Source organism: Ruegeria sp. L11, assembly GCF_056531755.1.
On the sequence record NZ_JBQFMI010000014.1, the window covers coordinates 23,880 to 44,102 of the forward strand.

Here is a 20,223-nt window from a genome sequence, read left to right on the forward strand (position 1 = left end):
CTTTGCCCCCGGTGCGTGTGACCGGGGGCAGGCCAGCAACATTATTTCTTCTGCATCACATCGAACCAGACGGCGAGGATGATGATCAGGCCCTTGATGATCAACTGATAGAACGTGACCACACCAAGCAGGCTCATGCCGTTGTTCAGGACCCCGATCAGCAGGGCACCGATGATGGTTCCACTCACCTTGCCAGAACCACCCGCCAGACTGGTACCGCCGATAACGACCGCGGCGATCGCGTCAAGTTCGAACATCGTTCCAAGATTGGGCGAGGCACCGTTCAGACGCGAGGCCAGGATAATTCCAGCTAGGGCCGACAGGACTGAAATGACCGTATAGACAATCATCTTGGTGCGGACGACGTTGATGCCGGACAGGCGAGCCGCATCTTCGTTTCCGCCAAGCGCATAGAGGCGGCGACCAAAACGGGTGCTGTTCAGCGTATAGATCCCGGCAAATGCAATGACTGCAAAGATCGCAACAGGAACGGGGATCCCTTTGTAGCTGGTGAACACGTGGAAGGCCAAAGCAAAACCACCAATCATCACCGCCCCATTGACCAGCAGCTCCTGCATATTCACTTCGACGCCATGCGCCTTGCTTTGCTGAACATCTCGGAAGATCGAATAAACAGCAAGCGCAGCACACACGATCAGCACGATACTGGACATCATCGGCGGGATATAAGCACCACCAATCAATGGAAACACATTACTCGTTACCGGTACAGAACTGCCATTGGTCAGGGTCAGTGCCAAACCGCGTGCGATAGTCAGCATTCCAAGGGTTATGATGAATGGGGGTATGTTGAACTTGGCTATCCAGAACCCGTTCCACAGACCTATTCCAACACCCACGATCAAAAGGGTTGCAGGTACCGCCACTATGGTCGGCACGCCCCATTGCATCATGAGCGTACAGACGACCGCTGATAACCCGACGACAGAGCCAACGGATAGGTCAATGCCCGCAATCAGAATGACCATGGTCATGCCTACGGCAATGATCCCGATGATGGTAACCTGCCGGGATAGGTTGCTAAGGTTCCTCGCGGTGAAAAACGCGTCGTCGGCAAAGCTGAGCCCAACGACAAGCACGATCAACGCAATCAGTGTTGCGTTATCCTTTATGAAGTTTATCAGGTGGTTTTCCTTGGCGCCATTGACGCCAACACCTGCAACGTTGCTGTCAGCACTCATTTGCTTCCTCCCTTATGCGCTGCCGGTGGCATACGCCATGATTGCTTCTTTCTTCGCATCGTCCCGTCCAAAGTTTGACACGATCTCGCCTTCGCACATCACCAGAATCCGGTCACACATGCCCAAGACCTCAGGCAGTTCCGAAGAAATCATGATGACGGTGACACCTTGTAGGACCAGTTCGTTCAGCAGCTTGTAAATCTCGACCTTGGCACCGATATCGATCCCACGTGTGGGTTCATCCAAAATGAACACATCCGGCCGTGAGTTCAGCCACTTACCCAAGATGACTTTCTGCTGGTTGCCGCCGCTCAGCGTACCGATGACCGTGTCAATCGACGGTGTTTTAACGCCCAACTGGTCGACATATTCCTTAACGATCTTGCGCTCCTGCTGGGTGTTGATAATGCCCAGAACCTTTGAACTGATCGTCTCAAGCGAGGAAATCGTCGTGTTGAAGGAAATGGATTTGTCCAAAAACAGCCCCAAAGCCTTACGATCTTCGGTCAGCAGCGCGATGCCGGCATCAATGGCGTCCTTCGGCGATTTGATGTCCAGCTTTTGCCCGTTCAGCTTCACTTCACCGGTGGTCTGGTCCGGATAAGCACCGAATACACCGCCAACCAGTTCGGTCCGGCCAGCGCCCATTAGCCCGGAGATGCCCAATATCTCGCCTTTGCGGGCAACGAAGCTGGCGTTCTTGACCAGATAGCTGCCAGGCAGGTCGGGGTTTGTGACGGACAGATCGTTGACCTCCAAAGTCACCTCACCCGGTGTGAAATCGACCTTGGGGAACATATCTTTGATGTCGCGTCCAACCATTCGGGCGATGATCTGATCAAGCGTGATATCCGCGATAGGCGTGACGTCACCGATGGTCTGGCCATCGCGCAGAACCGCAATCCGGTCGGCGATCTGCTCAATCTCTTCCATTTTGTGCGAAATGTAGCACATGCAGACACCGTCGGCTTTCAGCTTGCGGATGATACGGAAGAGATCCTTGACCTCCTTATCTGTCAGCGCCGACGTCGGTTCGTCCAGCACCAGTATCTCGGCCTTGAGCGACAAAGCTTTGGCAATCTCAACCATCTGTTGTTTGCCCACAGTGATGTTCTGCACCAGATCGGTCGGGCGAATGTCATTGATGCCCAGTTCGGTCAGCAGCTTCTGGGTTTCGGCAAAGGTCTGGTTCCAGTTGATCCTGCCCTTGGCATCGGTGAACTGGCGATCCAGAAAGATGTTTTCGGCGACAGACAAACCGGGGATCAGGTTGAGTTCCTGGTAGATGATACCGATGCCTGCTGCCTCGGCCTCTTTTGTATTCGCGAATCGGACCTTTTCGCCGCGCAAATAGATATCGCCTTCGTAGGTCGGATAGGGCCAAACTCCACTGAGCACTTTCATCAACGTGGATTTGCCCGCTCCGTTTTCTCCCATCAGCGCCAGAAGCTCACCCGAGCGGGCTTCGAAATTGACATTGTTCAGGGCGCGGACACCGGGAAAATCCTTGATGATACCCTGCATTTTCAGGACGACTTCAGACATGCTTTTTCCCATCACATTCAGAAAGGTATTTCGGACGTTCCCCACCCTGACCGGCAGTTTCTCCGTGACGGGTTAAGGAAGGAGGGCACCATAAAGCTGCGCGCGGGGAGTACACGCATAGGGAGCCAGATGGCGAAACGCCCTCCTTCAGGAAAAGGTCCCGAGGATCAGTTCCCGTAGACTTCTTCCTTGGAGTAGAAGCCGCCAGCGATGATCGTGTCATCGATGTTATCCTGTGTCACAAGCGTGATCGGGGTCACGATTGTTGGCACATCGGTGAAGCCGTTGTTGATAACCTTGTCCACCTCGACCAGATCAGCAGGAGCAGTGTCCGGCGCCTTAGCCAACGCCACTGCAACTTCTGCCGCGGTTTCCGCAAGTGGATCGATCTGTTTCCAAATTTCTACAGCCTGCTTGCCTTGCGCCACGTATTGGATGTTTGCCAGGTCGGCATCGGATCCGGCTACAAATACTTTGTCAGATGACGCCAGCCCCTGTGCTTCCAGTGCCGCGATAACACCACGGGCCATGCCGCTGTTGTTGGCGATAAACGCGTCGATGCTATTGCTGTTAGAGGTCAGCGTGTTTTCCGCAGTCGCCATGGCCTTCTCAGATGACCAACCTTCATGCGCCTGATTTGTTACCAGTTCCAACCCCGGGTTCGCTTCGACAATCTCCAACACACCGCTGCTCATGGCAATCGCGTTGGAGTCGCCCGGTTGACCTTGAATCAAGGCGATCTTGCCGGACACCTCTCCATTCTTCTCCTGCAGCCATTCGACCATGGCTTCGCCTTGCAAGCGGCCCACGGCCCAGCTGTCTTGCATCACCATCGCATCCAGCGGCCCGTCCACGAGCATCGAGTCATACCCGACGACACGCACACCTTCGCTGTTTGCCATGCTGACCATGCTTCCGGCGGTACCGGTGTTCACAGGCTGCAACACGATGACGTCTGCGCCCTTGGCAAGCATGTTTTCAAACTTAGCCAGCTGGGTCAGCTCGTCATTGTTCGCTGAATCAAAGATAACTTCGGCGCCCAGTTCCTCAGCTTTCGCAGTAAACGCGGCGCGGTCACGCTTGTAGCGCTCTTCCTGCATGGTTTTCAGCAGAAAGCCAATTTTGACATCGCCCGCATATGCTGTCCCCGCGGTTAGTGCAACGGCGGCGACAGAAAGCAAGGCAGCTCTACGGGTGATGGTCTGCAATAGGGACATAATTCCTCCAGTGTATGCTCCTTGGTTGCCGGGCCACTTGGGTCGGCAACGCTAAATGCTTCGCAAATTGTGCTGGATGCCGGCTAACCGGTGAGAACAAGCGTCAATCTCAAAGCGATAACGCTAACATAACAGTGAAGACTGAGGGGAGAATTTGTATATTTAGATAGCATACATATTCACAGTGCCATTTAGATCTCTGCGCCTAAAGTGATTTTACTTTATTTAACAATAGCATAATGTGCTTCTACTCACTTATCGAAGTCATTGAAATCTCTCGGGCAGGCCGCGCCAGAGTTGTGCCGCAATCGCGAAGCGGGCTAAAAAGCCTCGCAATCGGCAATCGAACACCCTGATGAGATAGCCAGTCCAACAACGTCTGGTGTTTTCTCTGTTGGCGCGCTGAAGCGGACCAATAGGCCAATTCATGCAAACGTTGTCGAATGACCGCTAACCAAGAATGCGAATGGCTATTTCGCGAGAGTAGCGAAGGTCTGCTTTCCGCCGATTTTGTTGAAAAACAACGTGTTGGGGAACATGATCCTCAAGAGAGAATTCGTAGAACAACGCCGCCTGCGCTTCCTGCTTCGGCCCCATCTTCGCTCAGTCCTCCCATCCTCGGGGAGAATTGAATCAGCGACTTACCTCACGATCAAGCAAGAGGTTTTCAACGAAATACGCCCGTTTGGCGCCGGAATCTTCCATTTATCCCGAGTATTCCGATGGGTTTCCGCGTGGCGCTGTGTCTTTAATAATGTGTCATTTTCAGCGCTATAGAAGCTTTAAAGATGTACTTTTCAAAGAGGTCCTCTTGCCTTCTCTTTGAAATTATGTGATTTAGGGCGTCATGAACGCTGAAAGATCGCAAAATCTGAAGAAAGTTCTCGACTCGGTGCCCGCTGGATATCTCGTCGATGCCAACTGGCTCACCGCCCATGGCATAGCCTACGAAACCTTTCGCGACTATGTAAAACGGGGCTGGCTCGAACGCGTTCACCGCGGCGTTTTTCGCCGACCTGTTCCCAATCCGTCCGCATCAAACACCGTTGACTGGAAGGCCTGCCTGCTCTCGGTGCAACATATCATGGGCTACGATATTCATGTCGGCGGCAAAACTGCTCTCTCTCAACAGGGCTACGACCACTACCTGCGTTTGGGAAACAACGCCCCCGTCTGGATCTATGGCTACAAAATACCCAACTGGCTCACGAAGCTGCCACTCAATGCACCTATAGAAACGCGCAATACGTCGCTGTTCACTGACCAGGCACTTGGCGTTACAAATGACGACCTAAAATCCGAAAACTCCCTCCCGCGGGACTGGCAACTGCGCATGTCGGTCCCCGAACGGGCGGTCATGGAAGCCATGGACGAATTGCCGGACCATGAGAGTTTTCACAACCTCGACATGGTGTTCGAGGGCTTGACGACGCTACGACCTAAGTTGCTCTCGGCACTTTTGCTGAGCTGCAAGAAAATAAAGGTCAAGCGCCTCTTCTTCGTTTTTGCGGATCGCCACAACCACCCTTGGCGCAAACGACTTGATGCTGACGCCTTCAACCTCGGGACGGGGGATCGAGCATTGGTCAAAGGTGGCCGGATACATCCGCGATATCGCATCATGGTACCCGAAGAGTTCGTCACGACAGGGGCAGAAAATGGCGCGTAGGAAATATGAATCCCAGGTCGCCCTTCTCGTGCGTGTATTGCCTTACGTCGCGAAGGAAGAGATATTCGCGCTCAAGGGCGGGACAGCAATCAACCTCTTCTATCGCGATCTACCGAGACTCTCGGTTGATATCGACCTGACATATCTGCCGATCAAAGAGCGTGAACAGAGCCTCGCCGAGATCAACGAAGCCATGGATCGTATCGCTAAGTCGATCGAAAAGGGTATCAGCGGGGCGAAGGCTCAAAGAATAAAAGGAGGTGGGGGCGGCGCCACCCGCGTGCTTGCGCGTCTGGAAGGTGCAGAAGTCAAAATCGAGACCTCGCCTGTCACACGCGGCGTTGTTCATGACCCCGAAACCCGGGCGGTCTCCGACGCCGTAGCAGACGCGTTTGGCTATGCAGAAATGCAAATCGTCTCATTCGAAGATTTGTTCGGCGGCAAGCTCCACGCAGCCGTGGATCGCCAGCATCCACGCGATCTTTATGATGTAAAGCTGCTCTACGAACACGAAGGACTGACGGATGATCTGTTCCGGACTTTCCTGATCTACATCGCCTGTTCGGCACGTCCGGCACACGAATTGCTGAATCCCAACCTGATCGCCCTAGATCAACCTTATGTGCGTGAGTTCGAGGGCATGACTAAGTCAGCCGTCGGCCTGGATGACCTACTGACGACGCGCAACCACCTGATTGCGGATATCCAATCTCGCTTCGACAAACCCACCAGACAATTCTTGCTCAGTCTGCAGGATGGCGCGCCGGATTTCGCCGTAATAGATCGACCGCAAGCCGCCAATCTTCCCGCCGTGCGTTGGAAGCTTCTCAATCTGGAGCGCCTGATCCGAAACAACCCGAAAAAGCACGTTGAGCAAAAGGAAGAACTCAAGAAACTCCTAGGTGTAGCGGCTTGAGATCATAAATCTTCGGGCGCGAGATCATCGCTATTTTCGGCTCAGATTGGCAGAGACCATAATTTTCCACTGGCTCACAATGCTTGCGACTGGGCGCAGATTATCTAAGACGGGCTCACATTGCTGAGACTTAGATCAGCGTCATGAGACCGATGGCAGGAAAGCTAAATTTCTGGGGTAATGCGGTCATAGGTTTCCGGATCGGGTTTTCTTGTGCAGTGAAGCCAGAAATCCACAGCACTTCGTCACCGCCAGAATAACGGGCGTTTTCCTTGTGTCGCCAGCGACAGCTGTGGTGGGACTTTGCGGCCGTTTCCCTTCCGGGTGTTTGCTAACAGAGCATCCTTTGGCCGGTTCCGCACACTTGTCGCTGCAATGCAGCCGATGTCGCCATACAGGTCATTCAAAGTCAGGTCGAAGCCCAGATCTGAAAAGGTTCTGTCGCAAACTTTGTTCCACCTGTCAGACTGAGTGTCGTTTTGATAGCGCATGCTCAGATAAGATAGGAGCAGACCGTGACCATCTCATTCAAAGGTGCGCACTTTCCGAAAGACGTGATCTTGTACGCTGTTTTCTTCTACCTCCGATACAGCGTGTCATATCGGGATTTGGAGGAAATCATGGCGGAAAGAGGCGTTGAACTGGATCACGCGACGCTGAACCGCTGGGTGAGCCGATACGCCGGTCTGGTAGCTGATGCTTCGCGGCACAAGAAGCGTCCTACCGACCGTTCATGGCGTATGGATGAGACCTATGTTAAAGTGAAGGGTGAATGGGTTTATCTTTATCGCGCCATCGACAAACACGGCAAGACCCTGGACTTCATGCTATCCAAACGCCGGAATAAAGCTGCTGCAACGAAGTTCTTCGCTCGTGCTCTTGAGGTGAACGGTTTGCCACGGAAGATTGTCATCGACAAAAGCGGCGCCAACACTGCTGGCATCAAAGCTATTAACAAGATGCTGAAAGGCTTTGGTTGTCCGATACCGATCGAGATGGTCAGACGGAAATACCTCAATAACATTATTGAACAAGACCATCGCTTCATCAAACGTCGGATCAGGCCCATGTTGGGTTTCAAGTCTTTCTCTTCAGCTGCATCTGCCCTAGCCGGTATCGAACTGTTTAACATGATCCGCAAAGGTCAATTCACACCCGGACTCCGTCCGTTTCAGCAGTTTTTTCAACTGGCAGGATAATCAACCCGCCTGCGCCATCTCCTCAGCCTTCAAAGGAATTTGCGACAGAACCCTATCGCATGGCCGGGCTGAACCTGCTGGCCGCGATCGTCATTTATTGGAACACCAAACATCTTGGCCAAGCAGTTGAAGCCCGAAAGGGCACCGGCCTCGACTGTTCGCCAGAACTTCTAGCGCACATCTCGCCGCTCGGGTGGGCGCATATCCTGCTCACAGGCGAATACAGGTGGAAAAATCGATGACGCCCAACCTTAGGGTGTCATTCTGCCCCCAGCCGGAGCAGACCCCTGGTTCTCCAATGAGAACTCATAGAACAGCGACGATTGCGCTTCCAGCTTCGGTCCCATCATCGCCAATCCTCCCGCCCATTGGAAGAATTGAATCAGCAGTTCATGCGTCGATCAAGGAAGAGTTTTCAACAAAATAAGCCCTCTGTGCAGCAGCTAGCGGTCGTGACCTGCCCCCCGATGGTCCCTTATTCATAACGAGAGTCTACGGGTTTGGTTTTCATAGTCTTCGGTTTTGATTTGAGCAAGCGCGCCGGGCGCGGAGCCCTCATTTAGCTCAAGCGTCCGGCGCGCTTCTGCGGGGGTCATGTTTGCCAGCGACGAGTGCGGTCTGACGTTGTTGTAATCGTAGCGCCACAACGCGAGCTTACGGCGGGCATCCTCCAAGCTGTCGAACATCTCCTCGTTCAGGAGCTCGTCGCGCAGGCTGCCGTTGAAGCTCTCAATGAAGGCATTCTGCTGCGGCTTGCCCGGATCGATGTAGTGCCAGTCCACGCCGTTTTCGTTGGCCCATATCAGGATCGCACGACTGGTGAACTCCGTCCCATTGTCACTGACAATGCTGGCCGGTTTGCCATGGAGCCGGACAAGTGCATCCAATTCCCGCGCCACCAGTGCGCCCAAGATGCTGGTATCGGCCAGCAGGCACAGGTTCTCTCGGCAGCAATCGTCGTTCACCGCCAGAATGCGGAACCGGCGTGAGGTCCCGAAGGTGTCGGACAGGAAGTCCAGTGACCACCTCTGATTGGGGCGTGTGGCCTCTGGCATCGGTGTCCGCGACCCACGGGCCCGTTTCCGGCCCCGTCGTCGCCTGACGCCCAGCTTCTCATCTGTGTACAGTCGATACAGTTTCTTGTGGTTCATGATCATCCCTTTACGCTCCAGCATCACCCCGATCCGGCGATAGCCAAACCGGCGCCGCTTGGCCGCGACGGCTTTCATCTTCTTGCGTATCTCTGGGTTATCAGGCGGGCGTTCGCGCCTGACCGTCTTGGGGTCGACACCGACAAGTCGGCAGGCCCGACGCTGCGAGATATTGTGATCCCGCATCGCCCTGAGCGCTGCCTCTCGCCGCTCATTCGGCGTCGTCAGTTCTTTCCCAGAAGATCCTTCAGAACAGCATTGTCCAGCATCGTATCGGCCAGCAGGCGTTTGAGCCTGGCGTTCTCATCTTCCATCGCCCTCAGCTTCGCGACGTCGGACACCTCCATGCCGCCATACCTCGATTTGTATTTGTAGAACGTGCCCTGGCTGAGGCCGTGCTTGCGGCACACCTCCGCCGTTGGCATCCCAGCTTCCTGCTCTTTGATCATCCCGATGATTTGGGCTTCCGTGAAACGGCTCTTTCGCATTCGTTTGCTTCTTCAAAAGGTTGAGCAAACTCTACATCAGAACGAGGGAAATTTCGGGGGGCAGGTCAGTCGAACAACAAAATATGTTCGGTTGCTTGCCCCCTACCCTGCCCGCCTGATGCCGCCAGTTTAGACTCCGGGTTTCAGTAATCCGTGCCCTGCCGGGTATCCCAGAGACGCAGAATTTCTATTTGAGTGGGCATTACACGATAGATTAGCGTGAATGGAGTTCGCGGTACTGAAAGCTCCCGTACGTCTTGGCGTGTGTCACTTGGGTGACCTGCATACGGGTTGGCTGCAAGAGTAAGCTGAATGGCTTTGAGCTGTGCTCGTGCCCTTTCGCTGCCTTCAGGAAAAACTGACGTGTAGTAGTAGCGGAACCATTGAATGTCCCGGGCCGTATCTTCGAGAAATACAATTTTCATTGGCTATTGGATTGCCCGCTTGCGACCGGAGCCGAGAGCTCATTCTCGGTATCCCAGCTGTCTATCCAGGCATTCATTTCGTCTGCCGTGATGAACTTACCTAGATCTGCTTTTTCGACAGCTGCATCAATGGCTGCACGCTTTGCGGCCTTGGATTCCAACATCATTCTAATTGCCCGTACAGCGAGCTGCGCAGGCGGCCGATCTTCTATCGCGGCTTCTCGTTCCAGGGACTTTCTCAAGTCTTCATCGAGACGGATTGAATATGGGCTGGTACTCATCGCAATCACCTGTTTCCGCTGTGTAGTACAATGTAATACATCCGCATTCTAATCACAATAGAGCGATGGCATGAACTATATCTGTTGCTCTGAGCTCATGAGCAAGACGAGATATCATAGGTATGGCCTTTACTTTTTCGGTTGCTTTGAATTTTGCGTCAACAATGCGGTTGGCTGTATGTCTCCCCGATCGATTTTCGCAGTCAGAGAAATCAAATAGGCTTGGTGAGATTTTATGTTCTCCGCGCGTTGGAAAATATATCCCAAAACAACGAAACGGAGAGCTGGGCTATGTGTCGATTTCATAGCATACCAGGTCTGACCAAATCGTAGGTATTCGGCGATATCGTCCATAAGACGGTCACAATGCGTCTGATCCCGGGCAAAGCGAAGTTCCGAGCACAAACGTGGAAAGCTGCGCTCCATTTGATCTGGAGAAACTTGAATCTGAGAATGTTTTTCATTCTTAACTATCGGATTCGAAGAGTCCTCTTTGTGCCCCTCATTTTCATGGTCATTGGCCCTCAAATTTTCTGTATCTGCCTGTGTTATCTGGGAAATTTCCACAGAGATTTCTGCCAGGAGTTCGTCTAATACAATTGCATCTGGTTTGCGACGCAGAGCATTGCGTACGGTGACCATCAAATCAGAGATTGTGGTGTCGTCTGCCACCAGGTCCCTAAGGCGCGCCAGAGCGGCGGAAACCTTGTCGCGGAGTACTGTGAACTCCAGAACTCGATCAGCATGCTTCTGGGCTTCCTGAATGAACAAAGCGTGCCGTTCAGACAATGGCATCAAGGAGAGCCCAGTTGCGGTGACCACCCTGCCCTGTCGATCCCGACGCGCCCATCGTTTGCCGTTTGCGCTCATGACGCGGCGGATAAGTCCAAGCTCAACCAGCATCGAGATATGACGCTCAACTGTCTGCACGCTGACATGCGTTCGTTTGGCGATCGCCGCGTTGGAAGCGAAGCAGATGTGATGATCATCTTGGTCCGCAGCAATCTGATCACTGCCCACAAAGGAAATCATCGCTCTCAGGACATTGAGAGTTGTGGATTTTAACCCAAGAGGTTCTCTGGCCTCTTCAACGGCGCGAAGAAGGTTCCATTTTTTGGGCGTACTACTCCCCTGCCCTGCCGTTGCCGACAAGGTCGCTCCATTTGGAGCTAATGCTGTTACTGTTTTCATGATTATCTATCGGCAGACAAAAATTACCCGTTCGCTCAAGAGCGTTTTTTCTTGTGTGGCGATTCGGGTGCTGCTAGATTCTAGGTGTCTAATCTAAGAATTGCGCTTTGCGCGGCAGCCCTCGAAGCTCCGGTTTCGGGGGTTTTTTTGTTTGCCTTCCTCCTTTCTGCTCGTCCTCAGTTCTTTTTCTTGGCGTTTACAGCTGTAAACTCAGCGTGTGAGCGCTTGATGATTTCAGCCATGTTTTTGTCCAACCAGCTAGCGAAGCCAGCGTTAGCTCCGGTCCTTTTGACCGAAACAGTTAGTGATCCGTTGGAGGATTTGATTGTAACGCCTTCGATTGGGCTGATTTCGGCTGCACCTTCTCTTTGTCGTGCACCACGTTTGGCAGCTGCTTTAAGGAGCATTTCCAGCCGATCATCTGACGACATCGATGGCTCAATGGTTTCAAGCAGGTTTGCCGCTTCATCTTCCGCCAGCTTGCCTGCAATGAAGTGTTCTGCAAGCACGGTCCATTTTGGGCGGCCAGATTTTGGGGCTGCACCTATCAAGTCACCAATCGTTGCAGGAACATGTTGCGTAACTTTTGTCAGGTGGGACAGCCCTGATTTCGAAAGGTTCAATACTTGTCGTACCTTTGCAGTGTCATGCCCTGAAGTCAGGATCGCCTCGGCGAAACGTGCTTTCTCGTAGAAGGAAAGATTGCGTCTCGCAGCATTCTCAAGCCCCTTGGCGAGAAGCGCTGAAGCATCGTCGATATCCTGAACATTAGCGCGGACTTTAATACCGAGTTCACGACAGGCTTTGAGTCTTCTCCTCCCATAAATTGCCTCGTATCGACCGTCGGATTTCGATTTTCTGACAAGAATGGGAACTTGTTGGCCACCGTCTTGTATGCTCGACATCAAGCTTTCAAAACTATCGTCATCTTCATCATGGTTTACAGCTGTAAACTCACTAAGCCGATCGATCGGTCCCCAATCGTCTATAAGAGCCGGATCAATTTCTCTAATTGCGGCAAGGGATCCTTGAAGCGCGCCGAGGGCAGGGGCGTTTGCCTTTACCGGCTTGTCTACAGTCTTAACTCCAGAACGCGCAATCGTGTTCGCAATACCAGACATCTCTTGAAGCGATTTTCTAGCCATTAGCTACGTCCCCATGCTTGGTGGATCATTTGCTCTACCTCAGAGCCGATCGCATCCATTGAGTTCTTTGCCCGGTCATAGGTAGCGCGTGTCATTTCCGAACGTACAACCTCGTAGATCGATTGCTTGAGCATTGTGGCGTCACTAATTGCAGTGCTCTTCAGAGCTGTTGCTGACATAACGCGATCCTGGAATAGCGCTCGCATAAACGAGGCAAGCTGTTGTGACGGAACGTCCGTAGGTTCGTCACGTGTTATCAGGAACTTGAAGCTGTCGTATTCGAGAGTGGCGCCGGCGTCTTCAATGACAGCCATATAAGCACCAGCAAGTTCGAGAAATTGAGCTGTCGAAGACACGTCCAACATGGAAGGTGTTAGTGGCACGAGCAACGAACTGGCGGCAGCCATTCCCGCGATGGTCAGGAATCCGAGTTGAGGTGGGCTATCAATCAGTACAAGATCAAAATCGTCTTCCACTTGGGCCAAGGCATTCCGTATTCTAGTAAAAAACGGATGGTCGGGGTTTGAGTGGACGGCGGATTCCGTCTCAAATTCAGAAAGAACAAGCCGTGACGGTGCCACAGACAATCCGGGGAAGTATGTCGGAAGAACGACATCTGCCATATTAACTGGGTCTTCATAGCGAATGGCATCGTATATCGTTAGCCCATCGAACTCGATTTCAGGGCTAATGCCGCACATGGATGTAAGCGAGCCTTGGGGGTCTAGGTCAACGGCCAGCACACGGTACCCGCGAAGCGCGAAAAAATGAGCCAGATGAATCGTTGTAGTGCTTTTGCTGCTGCCACCTTTGAAGTTCATCAATTGCCAGACTTGAAGTTTTTCTCCTTCCGTCCGGCGAGGGATGTAGCGTCCTTGTTTGCGCGACGTCTTCTCGAGCGTTTCGCGTGCCTCCCAAAGCTCTTGGGCGGTATAGTAACGTCGACCGCTGCGCACGTCTTTTGGTTCAGGAATTGTACCTTCTGAGTGGACCTTGCGCATGAATTGACCTGAGACGCCCAAAAGTTCGGCCGCTTCTGGTGCTGCGAATGTGCGTAACGATTTGGTGTTGTCAGGTGCAAAGGCAGCAAGAAGATGCTCTCGGATAGCCGAGTTCAATCTCTCGGAAATTTCCGTGGCGAGTGCCGATGGTCGATCTGCCGTAAGTGGTGTCACGGGAATCATGTAGTTGCCTCAAATTAAAGAATGTGGTCATTTTCGCGCCACTTGAGACAAACAGCCGTGATTCACTGCCCTAAGTCAAGGATATTCGCTTATATTGTGGGTTCTGCAAAGCTTCAAACTACATACGCTTTGCGTCAGAGCAAAGTGGTTTACAGCTGTAAACCTTATTGATGCAGTTCTCGGGCCACTATAGCCGACGAAGTACTGCCGCGCAAAAAGTAGGCACGCGCACAGAACTCTTCTGAATGCTCCGCCTCGAGTTGAGCTTTCATAGCGAGCAGTTGGTACAAAAAAGTAGCGGCTCGCGTTACACGACAGGCAGTGGGAAAGGGTAGGGGGCTACCTGAAGCAAATGAGTGTAAATTCACCCCAACAAATCCGCTGCCGGGTTCTCCGCAATATCGACATCGTCATAATACTTCTGCGCCTGTGCCATGGAGCGGTGCAGGGACAGGCGCATGGCGGCCTGGATCGGGGCACCGTCCAGCGCGGCTTGCGTCAGAAACCCCGAGCGCAGCCCGTGAGGCGAGGCGAAGCCTTCGGGCAGTCCCGCCAGTTTCAACCGGTGCCGAACAATCTGGTAGATCGCATCCGGGCTGAGCCGGCGCTTGAGCACCCGATCCACCTTGGAGATGGGGCGGAAGAGCGGCCCATCCCCGATCTGGCCCACCTCGATCCAATGCACCAGCGCCTGTGCCGCGCGGGTCTTGAGCACCAGCCGCGGTGTTTCCCCCTTTTGGGTGGTCTTGGTTTCCAGCAGTGAGATCCACACTAGGCCCTTGGTCTCGAACTCTTTCAAGGACACATCTTCCCGCATCAACCCGGTGATCTCGGACCTTCGCCGCCCGCCCGAGGCCCAACCCAGCATCAGGAGCGCCCGGTCGCGGCAATCCCGGCGGCTGCCGCGGCAGGTGGCCAGCAGCTGCTCCAGCACGTCCCGGGTGATGGGATGGGCGGATTTCGGGGCCGGGGGCCGGGCGGCGGCGCGGCGCGCCTTGGCGCGGGCCTGTTTCACCTGGGGCGCGCCGAAGGGGCTGTTCAGGTTCTTCATCCGATGAAACGCCAGCCAAGAGGCGATGCGCCGATCCAGCGTTGATGGGGCCGGGCAGGCGAGGGACTTGCGCAGCCCCTGAGCAATCAGCGCTTCCGCGGCTTCGCGCGCCACATCCGTTTCTGGTGCGTCATTCAGATCGCGGGCGTGATCGAGAATGAAGGCCAGCGCAGTGGCCTCGGATTCCGGCCAGTTCAGCGTCTCTGTGAACCGCGCGGACTTCCAGGCGGTGACATAAAGCAGATCCCGTTCATATGCCCGCAATGTGTTTTCCGGTGTGCCGCGCACATAAAGATCAGTGAGCGCCTCCTGATCTGTTTCCGAAAGGGTAGGGGCGGCGGCAGGGAGGTATGGGGCAGGGGGCTTCATGTGTCGATTTTCCCAAACCTGTAGACTGCTCTTGCTTGTTTCGACCATTTTTCATGGTTGGCCTTGTGCTGTGCTGGTCCTTTAAGTGTAGACTCGCACTGGATTTGTGCCAATACTTGTTTACAAAATTGCAGATTTCAGCGCGGCGGAGACGAATGGGTGGTGTTGAGGCGATTGACGAAGCTCGTTGGGCGGAGGCCGTGCGGCGTGAGCGGGAAATCCGCCCCCTGAGTCAGCGACGGGGCAACCGGGCCGAGGTTGCACGGGCGGCTCGACGGCTGAACCTCTCCGTGGCCTGGGTGTACCGGCTGCTGAACAGATATTCGGAAGATCCCAGGACGGTGTCACTGGTCCCTGCAAAAGGTGGTCGTCCAAAGGGGCATCGTTTGCTCTCGGATGCGGTTGAGGTCATCATCGCCGATCAGCTGGAAAGGTTTTATGCGTCACGACAAAAGCCGGTTCTGTCTGCCGTACACCGGGAGATTTCGAGGCTTTGCAAGGCGCAGGGTTTGAAGCCACCGAGTTTAAAGTCGGTCAGAACCCGTGCCTTACGCCTGAATCAGGTCAAACTGACACGGTCACGGGAGGGGTACAGGGCTGCTCAGTCAAAGGTCGGGCCGTCCAGAGGGTCTCTCCAGGCCACTATGCCCCTGAGTGTCGTGCAGATTGATCATACGCTTGTTGATGTCCAACTGGTCGATGATATTCGGCGCAAACCGATCGGCCGGCCCTGGCTGACGCTGGTCCTGGATGTTGCCACCCGCATGGTGCTGGGGTTTGTCGTCTCGCTGGACCCGCCGTCCCGCCTGTCGGTCGCGCTGGCGATTGCGCAGGCTGTCGGGGACAAAGCGGAATGGCTGGCGGATCGCAATCTCGCACATATTTGGCCCTGTACAGGGCTTTTTGACACGATCAAGCTCGACAACGCGGCAGAGTTTCGGGCTGTTGCATTGAAACGCGGGTGCGAACAATACGGTATGGCACTGGATTTCCGCCCGCCGGGTGCGCCCTGGTGGGGTGGCCATATCGAGCGCTTGATGGGCACATTGATGACCGAATGCCATCTGTTGCCAGGCACGACGTTCTCCAATCCGGTCGAAAAAGGGGCGTATGACAGCGAGGCCCGAGCCGTCATGACGCGCGCTGAGCTGGAAACCTGGCTCGCGGGCCGGATCACCGGTGTCTACCACAACCGGGTACATACGGCGCTTGGACGCACGCCGTTGAGCGCCTGGAGAGCGGCCGAGGCAACAGGGTGGGTGCCCAGAACTCCAAAAGATCCGGACCGGGTGTTGCTCGATTTCCTGCCCTTCGCATACCGCACGCCACGCCGAGATGGGCTGCAGCTGTTCAATATCGCTTACTGGCATCCGGAAATGGCGGTCTGGGCGGCGTCAAAGCCCGGTAAACTGCCGGTGCGCTATGATCCCCGGGATTTGTCCTGTGTCTGGCTTGAGACGCCGGAAGGGCGGTTGGAGCGGTTAACCACCAAACATGCGGATCACCCACCAATCACCCTTTGGGAGCACCGGGTGGCCCTTGCTGTCTTGCGCGAGGCGGGGCAGGGAACGGCAAATGAGGCCGCTGTGTTCGACGCCATTGAGGCAGGCCGCCATCTGGTGTCGGCCGCCGCCGGGAAGAGCCGGGCGGCGCGGCGGGCTGAGCAGCGCCGAACCGATGCGCATGAGGGGCTGGAAGCGCCAGAATCCGGTGCTGGGACCGATGCGCCAAACCCGGGTTATGTGCCGAAAATCTACGATTCCGAACTCTGGTGAGGCCATGAACGCATCTTTCACGCATTTACCGCCCGCAATACGCCCGCTGGCGGCTCTGGGCGACGCGGAGCGCAGGCGGATTATCCGGTCTGATCGTTGGGTAAGCTACCCGCTGGCAATGCAGACGGTGCGGCGGGTCGAGGAGTTGTTGCAGCGGCCCAGGGTGTCACGAATGCGCTCGCTGTTGATCCATGGCCCGTCCGGCATGGGCAAAACCCTGATCCGGCGCAAACTGGAACGGGATCATGCGGACGGCTTTGCCGTGCCGGGCAGCGACAGGCCGCATCCGCTGGTATCGATGCAACTGCCGGCCCGACCCGATGAGCGGCGGTTTTACGCACATCTTCTGGACCGGCTGGGCGCCCCTGCGCGCCCGCGGGACACGCTGGACCAGATCGAGATTGCCGCCATTCGGCTGTTGCGGCACCTACAGCCGGCGGCGCTTCTGCTGGATGAGTTCCAGCATGTGGGGGCATCAGGGGTTCGGGATGTTCAGGCGCTGCTGAACCTGATCAAGTTTCTGGCCAACGAGCTTGAAATGCCCGTGATCGCCTTTGGCACCGATGCCTCCCTGCATGTTCTGAAGCTGGACACCCAGGTCGACAGCCGGTTTGACAAGCATGACCTGCGGGTCTGGCGAGATAATGAGGCATTTGCGGATCTGGTGTGCAGCATCGTGGCTGCAATGCCGTTGCGCGCCCCAAGCCCGGTGCAGGACAGGGCTGTGATGCGGGCGCTTGTGGCCCTGTCGGGGGGTATCACGGGGGATGTGTTCCATCTGCTGACGACGGCCGCGGCAACAGCCGTCGGGGGCGAAGAGCGTATCACGTCACAGGGCCTCGAAGCCGCAGCTGCCGGGGAATGGCAGGCCTTTGCTTGACAGTTTGCCATTTGTCCCGGCCCCGCGGTCGGGGGAGAGCCTGTCGGGCTGGCTGGGTCAACTGGTGGCACTGTATTTCGGGACGGAACGGCGCATGTGGCGGTGGATGGGGCTGCAAAACGGTCCCACGGATAGCGATCGTCCCGATCGCGACCACCTGGAGGCGCTGGCTCGGTGTAATGGCATCGATGTTGCGCGGTTATCTGCAATGGTTTTGCCGTGGGTCGAGGAGGCGCCCAGGCTTGCGGATCGGCTTCGGGTCACAGCTGCTCCATGGCGGATCGGGCCGTTCCGGCTGTTAGATGGCACCCGGCGCTTTTGTCCCCTGTGTCTGGCCGCGGCCACGCCGCTATGGCCACTGCACTGGCGCATGGGCGGTCCGGTGTGCCTGACGCATCACGTGTGGCTTGAGCGGGCGTGCAGCCACTGCCAGGAGCCCTTGCCTGTGACCGGCCTGCCACTTACCTGTTGTGCCCGCTGTGCCACGCCCTACCGCGTCACCCCGGTCGATCCGGTCGATCCCAGGGCAATGGCGTGCCTGGCCTCGATCCATCGGCGTATCGTGAAGATCGTGTCGGACCCTGATCGGACACGGGTCCGGGCGATGACCGGGGCTCTGGATTGGGCCGCGCTGGGACAACTGGCCGGGCAATACGGACATCACCTTGCGGCAGGCACATCCGTTCGAGACTGGCGGGCGGCCTTGGAAGCCTGTGCAATCGCGGCCTCGGAACGAAACGTTGGGCTGGCGAATATGCCGGTCTTGGCGGCGCGCGAGGCGTCTCCAACCCAGGGCAGGGCACCTGTGGTACAGGCGCGCACAGCCATGGTGACACCAAAACCTCCGCAGCCGGTCTCTGTTCTCGACGGGCTGAAGGACCGCGTAGTGGAGGCCCTTGCGCAAGCCCGCACAGATTTGACGGCTCAAGGCCAACCGGTCACAGCTAAAGCACTGCGGCGACGGGCAGATCAGATTTTGCGGAAGCAGAGTGTCGGGCAGGGCAGGAATCTACGGGTTTTGGACCAATGCAGTCGCGAGTCCAGTGGTTAAGGAAAACCGACAATGAGGCACATTCTGTGCGCATTTTCCGGCGAAATCAATCAATCATGATAAGGGATACTTATCAGAAGTGATGGTGATTTGAACAAGAGATAAAAGTAACGATCAAAAGTTTCGAATTTTGCGTGTTAAGCGAGTAGGGAACTTGCGTGACAATAGAACTTGAGTTGCGTCGCATTGCCCTATCTGAGACTAGTTCGAATTAATCTGGTAGCGCCTCCCATCACATTGGTATGACATCTGACACCTGCCATTCAGCCCAACGGGGCAGCGGTGCCTCAACCCAACATGTTCTGTTGTTTTGCAGAAAACCACGAGCAAGGAGATTTCGCGGGCACCTGCTGCGCAACTGGTTTAGACTCTGCCTATGTCCAGGCCGGTTTCCAGAAATGTTACGCTTAGGTCGTGTTGACAAAAGAGATTCACAGCGCCCGTCGATCGTGATTCAAGCCGGTATCTGCGATGGAGACCAGCTTGGCACGAAACCTAATGCCGGACGAGGAGTGGGCGTTTTTTGAACGGCTCATCCTTTCAGTTCGCGCCCCGAACGGGCGCAAACCGACCAACCACCGCCTTGTTCTTGATGGCGTTTTCTGGATTGCACGTACAGGTGCCCCTTGGCGAGACTTGCCTGAGGAGTTTGGGAAGTGGTCGAGTGTCTACCGACAGTTCCTGCGCTGGACCCTCGCGGGGCTCTGGGAACAGATTCTGGAAGCCCTGACCGAGAGCAGGATCGTTCCTGATGCCCTTCAAATGGTCGACAGCACCGTGGTTCGTGCCCATCATCAGGCAGCGGGCGCAAAAGGGGGACTCCGCGACAGGGTTTTGGCCGCTCAAAAGGCGGCTTCACGACCAAGATCCACCTCAGGGTAAATGCCGCCGGGCTGCCTATGAGAACTGACATCACACCCGGCCAGACATCGGACTATCTTGGATTTGATCGGGTCATGGACGACAACCTGCCAGAGCCAGTCGTGCTGCTAGCCGACAAAGGTTACGATGCCGACCGCATTCGCGCCGAACTGCACAACCGAAACATTCAACCGGTGATCCCAATGCGAAAGTCCCGAAAGAGGCGCCTTGGGTTGGATTGGCATCTCTACCGGCTGAGAAACCTGGTCGAGAGATGCTTCAACAAACTGAAGAACGCTCGGCGCGTGGCAACCCGCTATGATAAAACAGCCGAAAGCTTCCTCGGCTTCGTAGATATCACTTCGATCCGCCTCTGGATCCGCCATTTGTCAACATGACCTAGCAGTACAGGGTTCTTTGGCATGTTGTCTTTCCAAGTGAATTATCTGCTGTCCAAGTCTGTGTAATTTAGGGCAGGCATGGTGGTCTAATTTCGGCGTTCGCGTTTCCGACCCACCGAATGATTGAAGCGCTGTCCAATTGTGATGTCAAAAGATAGCGGCATAAACCAGCCCGTCGACCGAGTTGTCGGGTTGGTCGAAAGGGCATACAGCCAAGGGATG

Annotated in this window: 16 protein-coding genes and 2 pseudogenes; 8 read left to right on the top strand and 10 right to left on the bottom strand. The window is 55.3% G+C overall.

The window, feature by feature from the left end:
* Positions 1-41: 41 nt before the first annotated feature.
* The 3 genes from ACR0CE_RS16810 to ACR0CE_RS16820 all read right to left on the bottom strand — a co-directional run bounded on the left by ACR0CE_RS16810 (position 42) and on the right by ACR0CE_RS16820 (position 3,964).
* Positions 42-1,202: a sugar ABC transporter permease gene (locus ACR0CE_RS16810; protein WP_480833254.1), complete on the bottom strand. Its 1,161-nt coding sequence runs from the start codon at positions 1,200-1,202 to the stop codon at positions 42-44.
* Positions 1,203-1,214: 12 nt separating this feature from the next.
* Positions 1,215-2,747, bottom strand: coding sequence for a sugar ABC transporter ATP-binding protein (locus ACR0CE_RS16815; protein WP_480481486.1), 1,533 nt, complete (start codon positions 2,745-2,747; stop codon positions 1,215-1,217).
* Between the two features lie 167 nt (positions 2,748-2,914).
* Positions 2,915-3,964, bottom strand: a complete 1,050-nt coding sequence (locus ACR0CE_RS16820) for a sugar ABC transporter substrate-binding protein (RefSeq protein ID WP_480545681.1) — start codon at positions 3,962-3,964, stop codon at positions 2,915-2,917.
* Between the two features lie 847 nt (positions 3,965-4,811).
* On the opposite strand from ACR0CE_RS16820, the gene ACR0CE_RS16825 reads away from it, so the two are divergent.
* From ACR0CE_RS16825 to ACR0CE_RS16840, 4 genes and pseudogenes are all read left to right on the top strand, one after another.
* Positions 4,812-5,633 carry a type IV toxin-antitoxin system AbiEi family antitoxin domain-containing protein gene (locus ACR0CE_RS16825; protein WP_480833255.1) on the top strand — a complete coding sequence of 274 codons (822 nt, stop codon included), beginning with the start codon at positions 4,812-4,814 and terminating at the stop codon, positions 5,631-5,633.
* Positions 5,623-6,549 (top strand): nucleotidyl transferase AbiEii/AbiGii toxin family protein, encoded by a 927-nt coding sequence (locus tag ACR0CE_RS16830; RefSeq protein WP_480833256.1) that lies wholly within the window; start codon positions 5,623-5,625, stop codon positions 6,547-6,549. The genes ACR0CE_RS16825 and ACR0CE_RS16830 overlap by 11 nt, the downstream gene beginning before the upstream one ends.
* Positions 6,550-7,064: 515 nt before the next feature.
* The gene (locus ACR0CE_RS16835; RefSeq protein WP_480833257.1) at positions 7,065-7,748 is read left to right on the top strand and encodes an IS6 family transposase; all 684 of its coding nucleotides are present in this window, start codon (positions 7,065-7,067) and stop codon (positions 7,746-7,748) included.
* 53 nt (positions 7,749-7,801) lie between these two features.
* A pseudogene (locus tag ACR0CE_RS16840) lies at positions 7,802-7,990 on the top strand (Tn3 family transposase); the annotation flags it as partial.
* 237 nt (positions 7,991-8,227) lie between these two features.
* Here ACR0CE_RS16840 and ACR0CE_RS16845 read toward each other — a convergent pair.
* From ACR0CE_RS16845 to ACR0CE_RS16875, 7 genes are all read right to left on the bottom strand, one after another.
* Positions 8,228-9,387 (bottom strand): IS3 family transposase gene (locus tag ACR0CE_RS16845; protein WP_480833258.1). Its coding sequence is split into 2 segments (ribosomal slippage): positions 8,228-9,138 and positions 9,138-9,387, totalling 1,161 coding nucleotides; the frame shifts between segments, so codons are not numbered across the junction.
* A 143-nt stretch (positions 9,388-9,530) separates the two neighbouring features.
* Positions 9,531-9,812, bottom strand: coding sequence for a type II toxin-antitoxin system RelE/ParE family toxin (locus tag ACR0CE_RS16850; protein ID WP_480833259.1), 282 nt, complete (start codon positions 9,810-9,812; stop codon positions 9,531-9,533).
* On the bottom strand, positions 9,809-10,093 hold the full coding sequence (locus ACR0CE_RS16855) for a hypothetical protein (RefSeq protein ID WP_170456398.1): 285 nt from the start codon (positions 10,091-10,093) through the stop codon (positions 9,809-9,811). Before ACR0CE_RS16855 ends, ACR0CE_RS16850 begins: the two co-directional genes overlap by 4 nt.
* 129 nt (positions 10,094-10,222) lie before the next feature.
* Complete coding sequence (locus ACR0CE_RS16860) at positions 10,223-11,284, bottom strand: helix-turn-helix domain-containing protein (protein WP_480833260.1); 1,062 nt, start codon at positions 11,282-11,284, stop codon at positions 10,223-10,225.
* Positions 11,285-11,460: 176 nt separating this feature from the next.
* Entirely contained in the window at positions 11,461-12,429 is a 969-nt protein-coding gene (gene repB / locus ACR0CE_RS16865) for a plasmid partitioning protein RepB (protein ID WP_480833261.1), read from the bottom strand.
* On the bottom strand, positions 12,429-13,613 hold the full coding sequence (gene repA, locus ACR0CE_RS16870) for a plasmid partitioning protein RepA (RefSeq protein WP_037317392.1): 1,185 nt from the start codon (positions 13,611-13,613) through the stop codon (positions 12,429-12,431). Before repA ends, repB begins: the two co-directional genes overlap by 1 nt.
* A gap of 364 nt (positions 13,614-13,977) precedes the next feature.
* A complete protein-coding gene (locus ACR0CE_RS16875; protein WP_480833262.1) occupies positions 13,978-15,033 on the bottom strand; it encodes a tyrosine-type recombinase/integrase in 1,056 nt (351 codons plus the stop codon).
* Positions 15,034-15,188: 155 nt separating this feature from the next.
* Between ACR0CE_RS16875 and ACR0CE_RS16880 the strand changes: the two genes are divergently transcribed.
* From ACR0CE_RS16880 to ACR0CE_RS16895, 4 genes and pseudogenes are all read left to right on the top strand, one after another.
* Positions 15,189-16,808: a transposase gene (locus tag ACR0CE_RS16880; protein ID WP_480833263.1), complete on the top strand. Its 1,620-nt coding sequence runs from the start codon at positions 15,189-15,191 to the stop codon at positions 16,806-16,808.
* 4 nt (positions 16,809-16,812) lie between these two features.
* A complete protein-coding gene (locus tag ACR0CE_RS16885) occupies positions 16,813-17,688 on the top strand; it encodes a TniB family NTP-binding protein (protein WP_480833264.1) in 876 nt (291 codons plus the stop codon).
* Between the two features lie 4 nt (positions 17,689-17,692).
* On the top strand, positions 17,693-18,739 hold the full coding sequence (locus ACR0CE_RS16890) for a TniQ family protein (RefSeq protein ID WP_480833265.1): 1,047 nt from the start codon (positions 17,693-17,695) through the stop codon (positions 18,737-18,739).
* A 498-nt stretch (positions 18,740-19,237) separates the two neighbouring features.
* Positions 19,238-19,998 (top strand): annotated as a pseudogene (locus tag ACR0CE_RS16895) (IS5 family transposase).
* The last annotated feature ends 225 nt before the right edge of the window (positions 19,999-20,223 follow it).

Bases quoted from the DNA above. Each gene is read 5' to 3' on its own strand.
- ACR0CE_RS16810 (WP_480833254.1), bottom strand. From the start codon at position 1,202: ATGAGTGCTGACAGCAACGTTGCAGGTGTTGGCGTCAATGGCGCCAAG.
- ACR0CE_RS16815 (WP_480481486.1), bottom strand. From the start codon at position 2,747: ATGTCTGAAGTCGTCCTGAAAATGCAGGGTATCATCAAGGATTTTCCC.
- ACR0CE_RS16820 (WP_480545681.1), bottom strand. From the start codon at position 3,964: ATGTCCCTATTGCAGACCATCACCCGTAGAGCTGCCTTGCTTTCTGTC.
- ACR0CE_RS16825 (WP_480833255.1), top strand. From the start codon at position 4,812: ATGAACGCTGAAAGATCGCAAAATCTGAAGAAAGTTCTCGACTCGGTG.
- ACR0CE_RS16830 (WP_480833256.1), top strand. From the start codon at position 5,623: ATGGCGCGTAGGAAATATGAATCCCAGGTCGCCCTTCTCGTGCGTGTA.
- ACR0CE_RS16850 (WP_480833259.1), bottom strand. From the start codon at position 9,812: ATGAAAATTGTATTTCTCGAAGATACGGCCCGGGACATTCAATGGTTC.
- ACR0CE_RS16855 (WP_170456398.1), bottom strand. From the start codon at position 10,093: ATGAGTACCAGCCCATATTCAATCCGTCTCGATGAAGACTTGAGAAAG.
- ACR0CE_RS16860 (WP_480833260.1), bottom strand. From the start codon at position 11,284: ATGAAAACAGTAACAGCATTAGCTCCAAATGGAGCGACCTTGTCGGCA.
- repB (WP_480833261.1), bottom strand. From the start codon at position 12,429: ATGGCTAGAAAATCGCTTCAAGAGATGTCTGGTATTGCGAACACGATT.
- repA (WP_037317392.1), bottom strand. From the start codon at position 13,613: ATGATTCCCGTGACACCACTTACGGCAGATCGACCATCGGCACTCGCC.
- ACR0CE_RS16875 (WP_480833262.1), bottom strand. From the start codon at position 15,033: ATGAAGCCCCCTGCCCCATACCTCCCTGCCGCCGCCCCTACCCTTTCG.
- ACR0CE_RS16880 (WP_480833263.1), top strand. From the start codon at position 15,189: ATGGGTGGTGTTGAGGCGATTGACGAAGCTCGTTGGGCGGAGGCCGTG.
- ACR0CE_RS16885 (WP_480833264.1), top strand. From the start codon at position 16,813: ATGAACGCATCTTTCACGCATTTACCGCCCGCAATACGCCCGCTGGCG.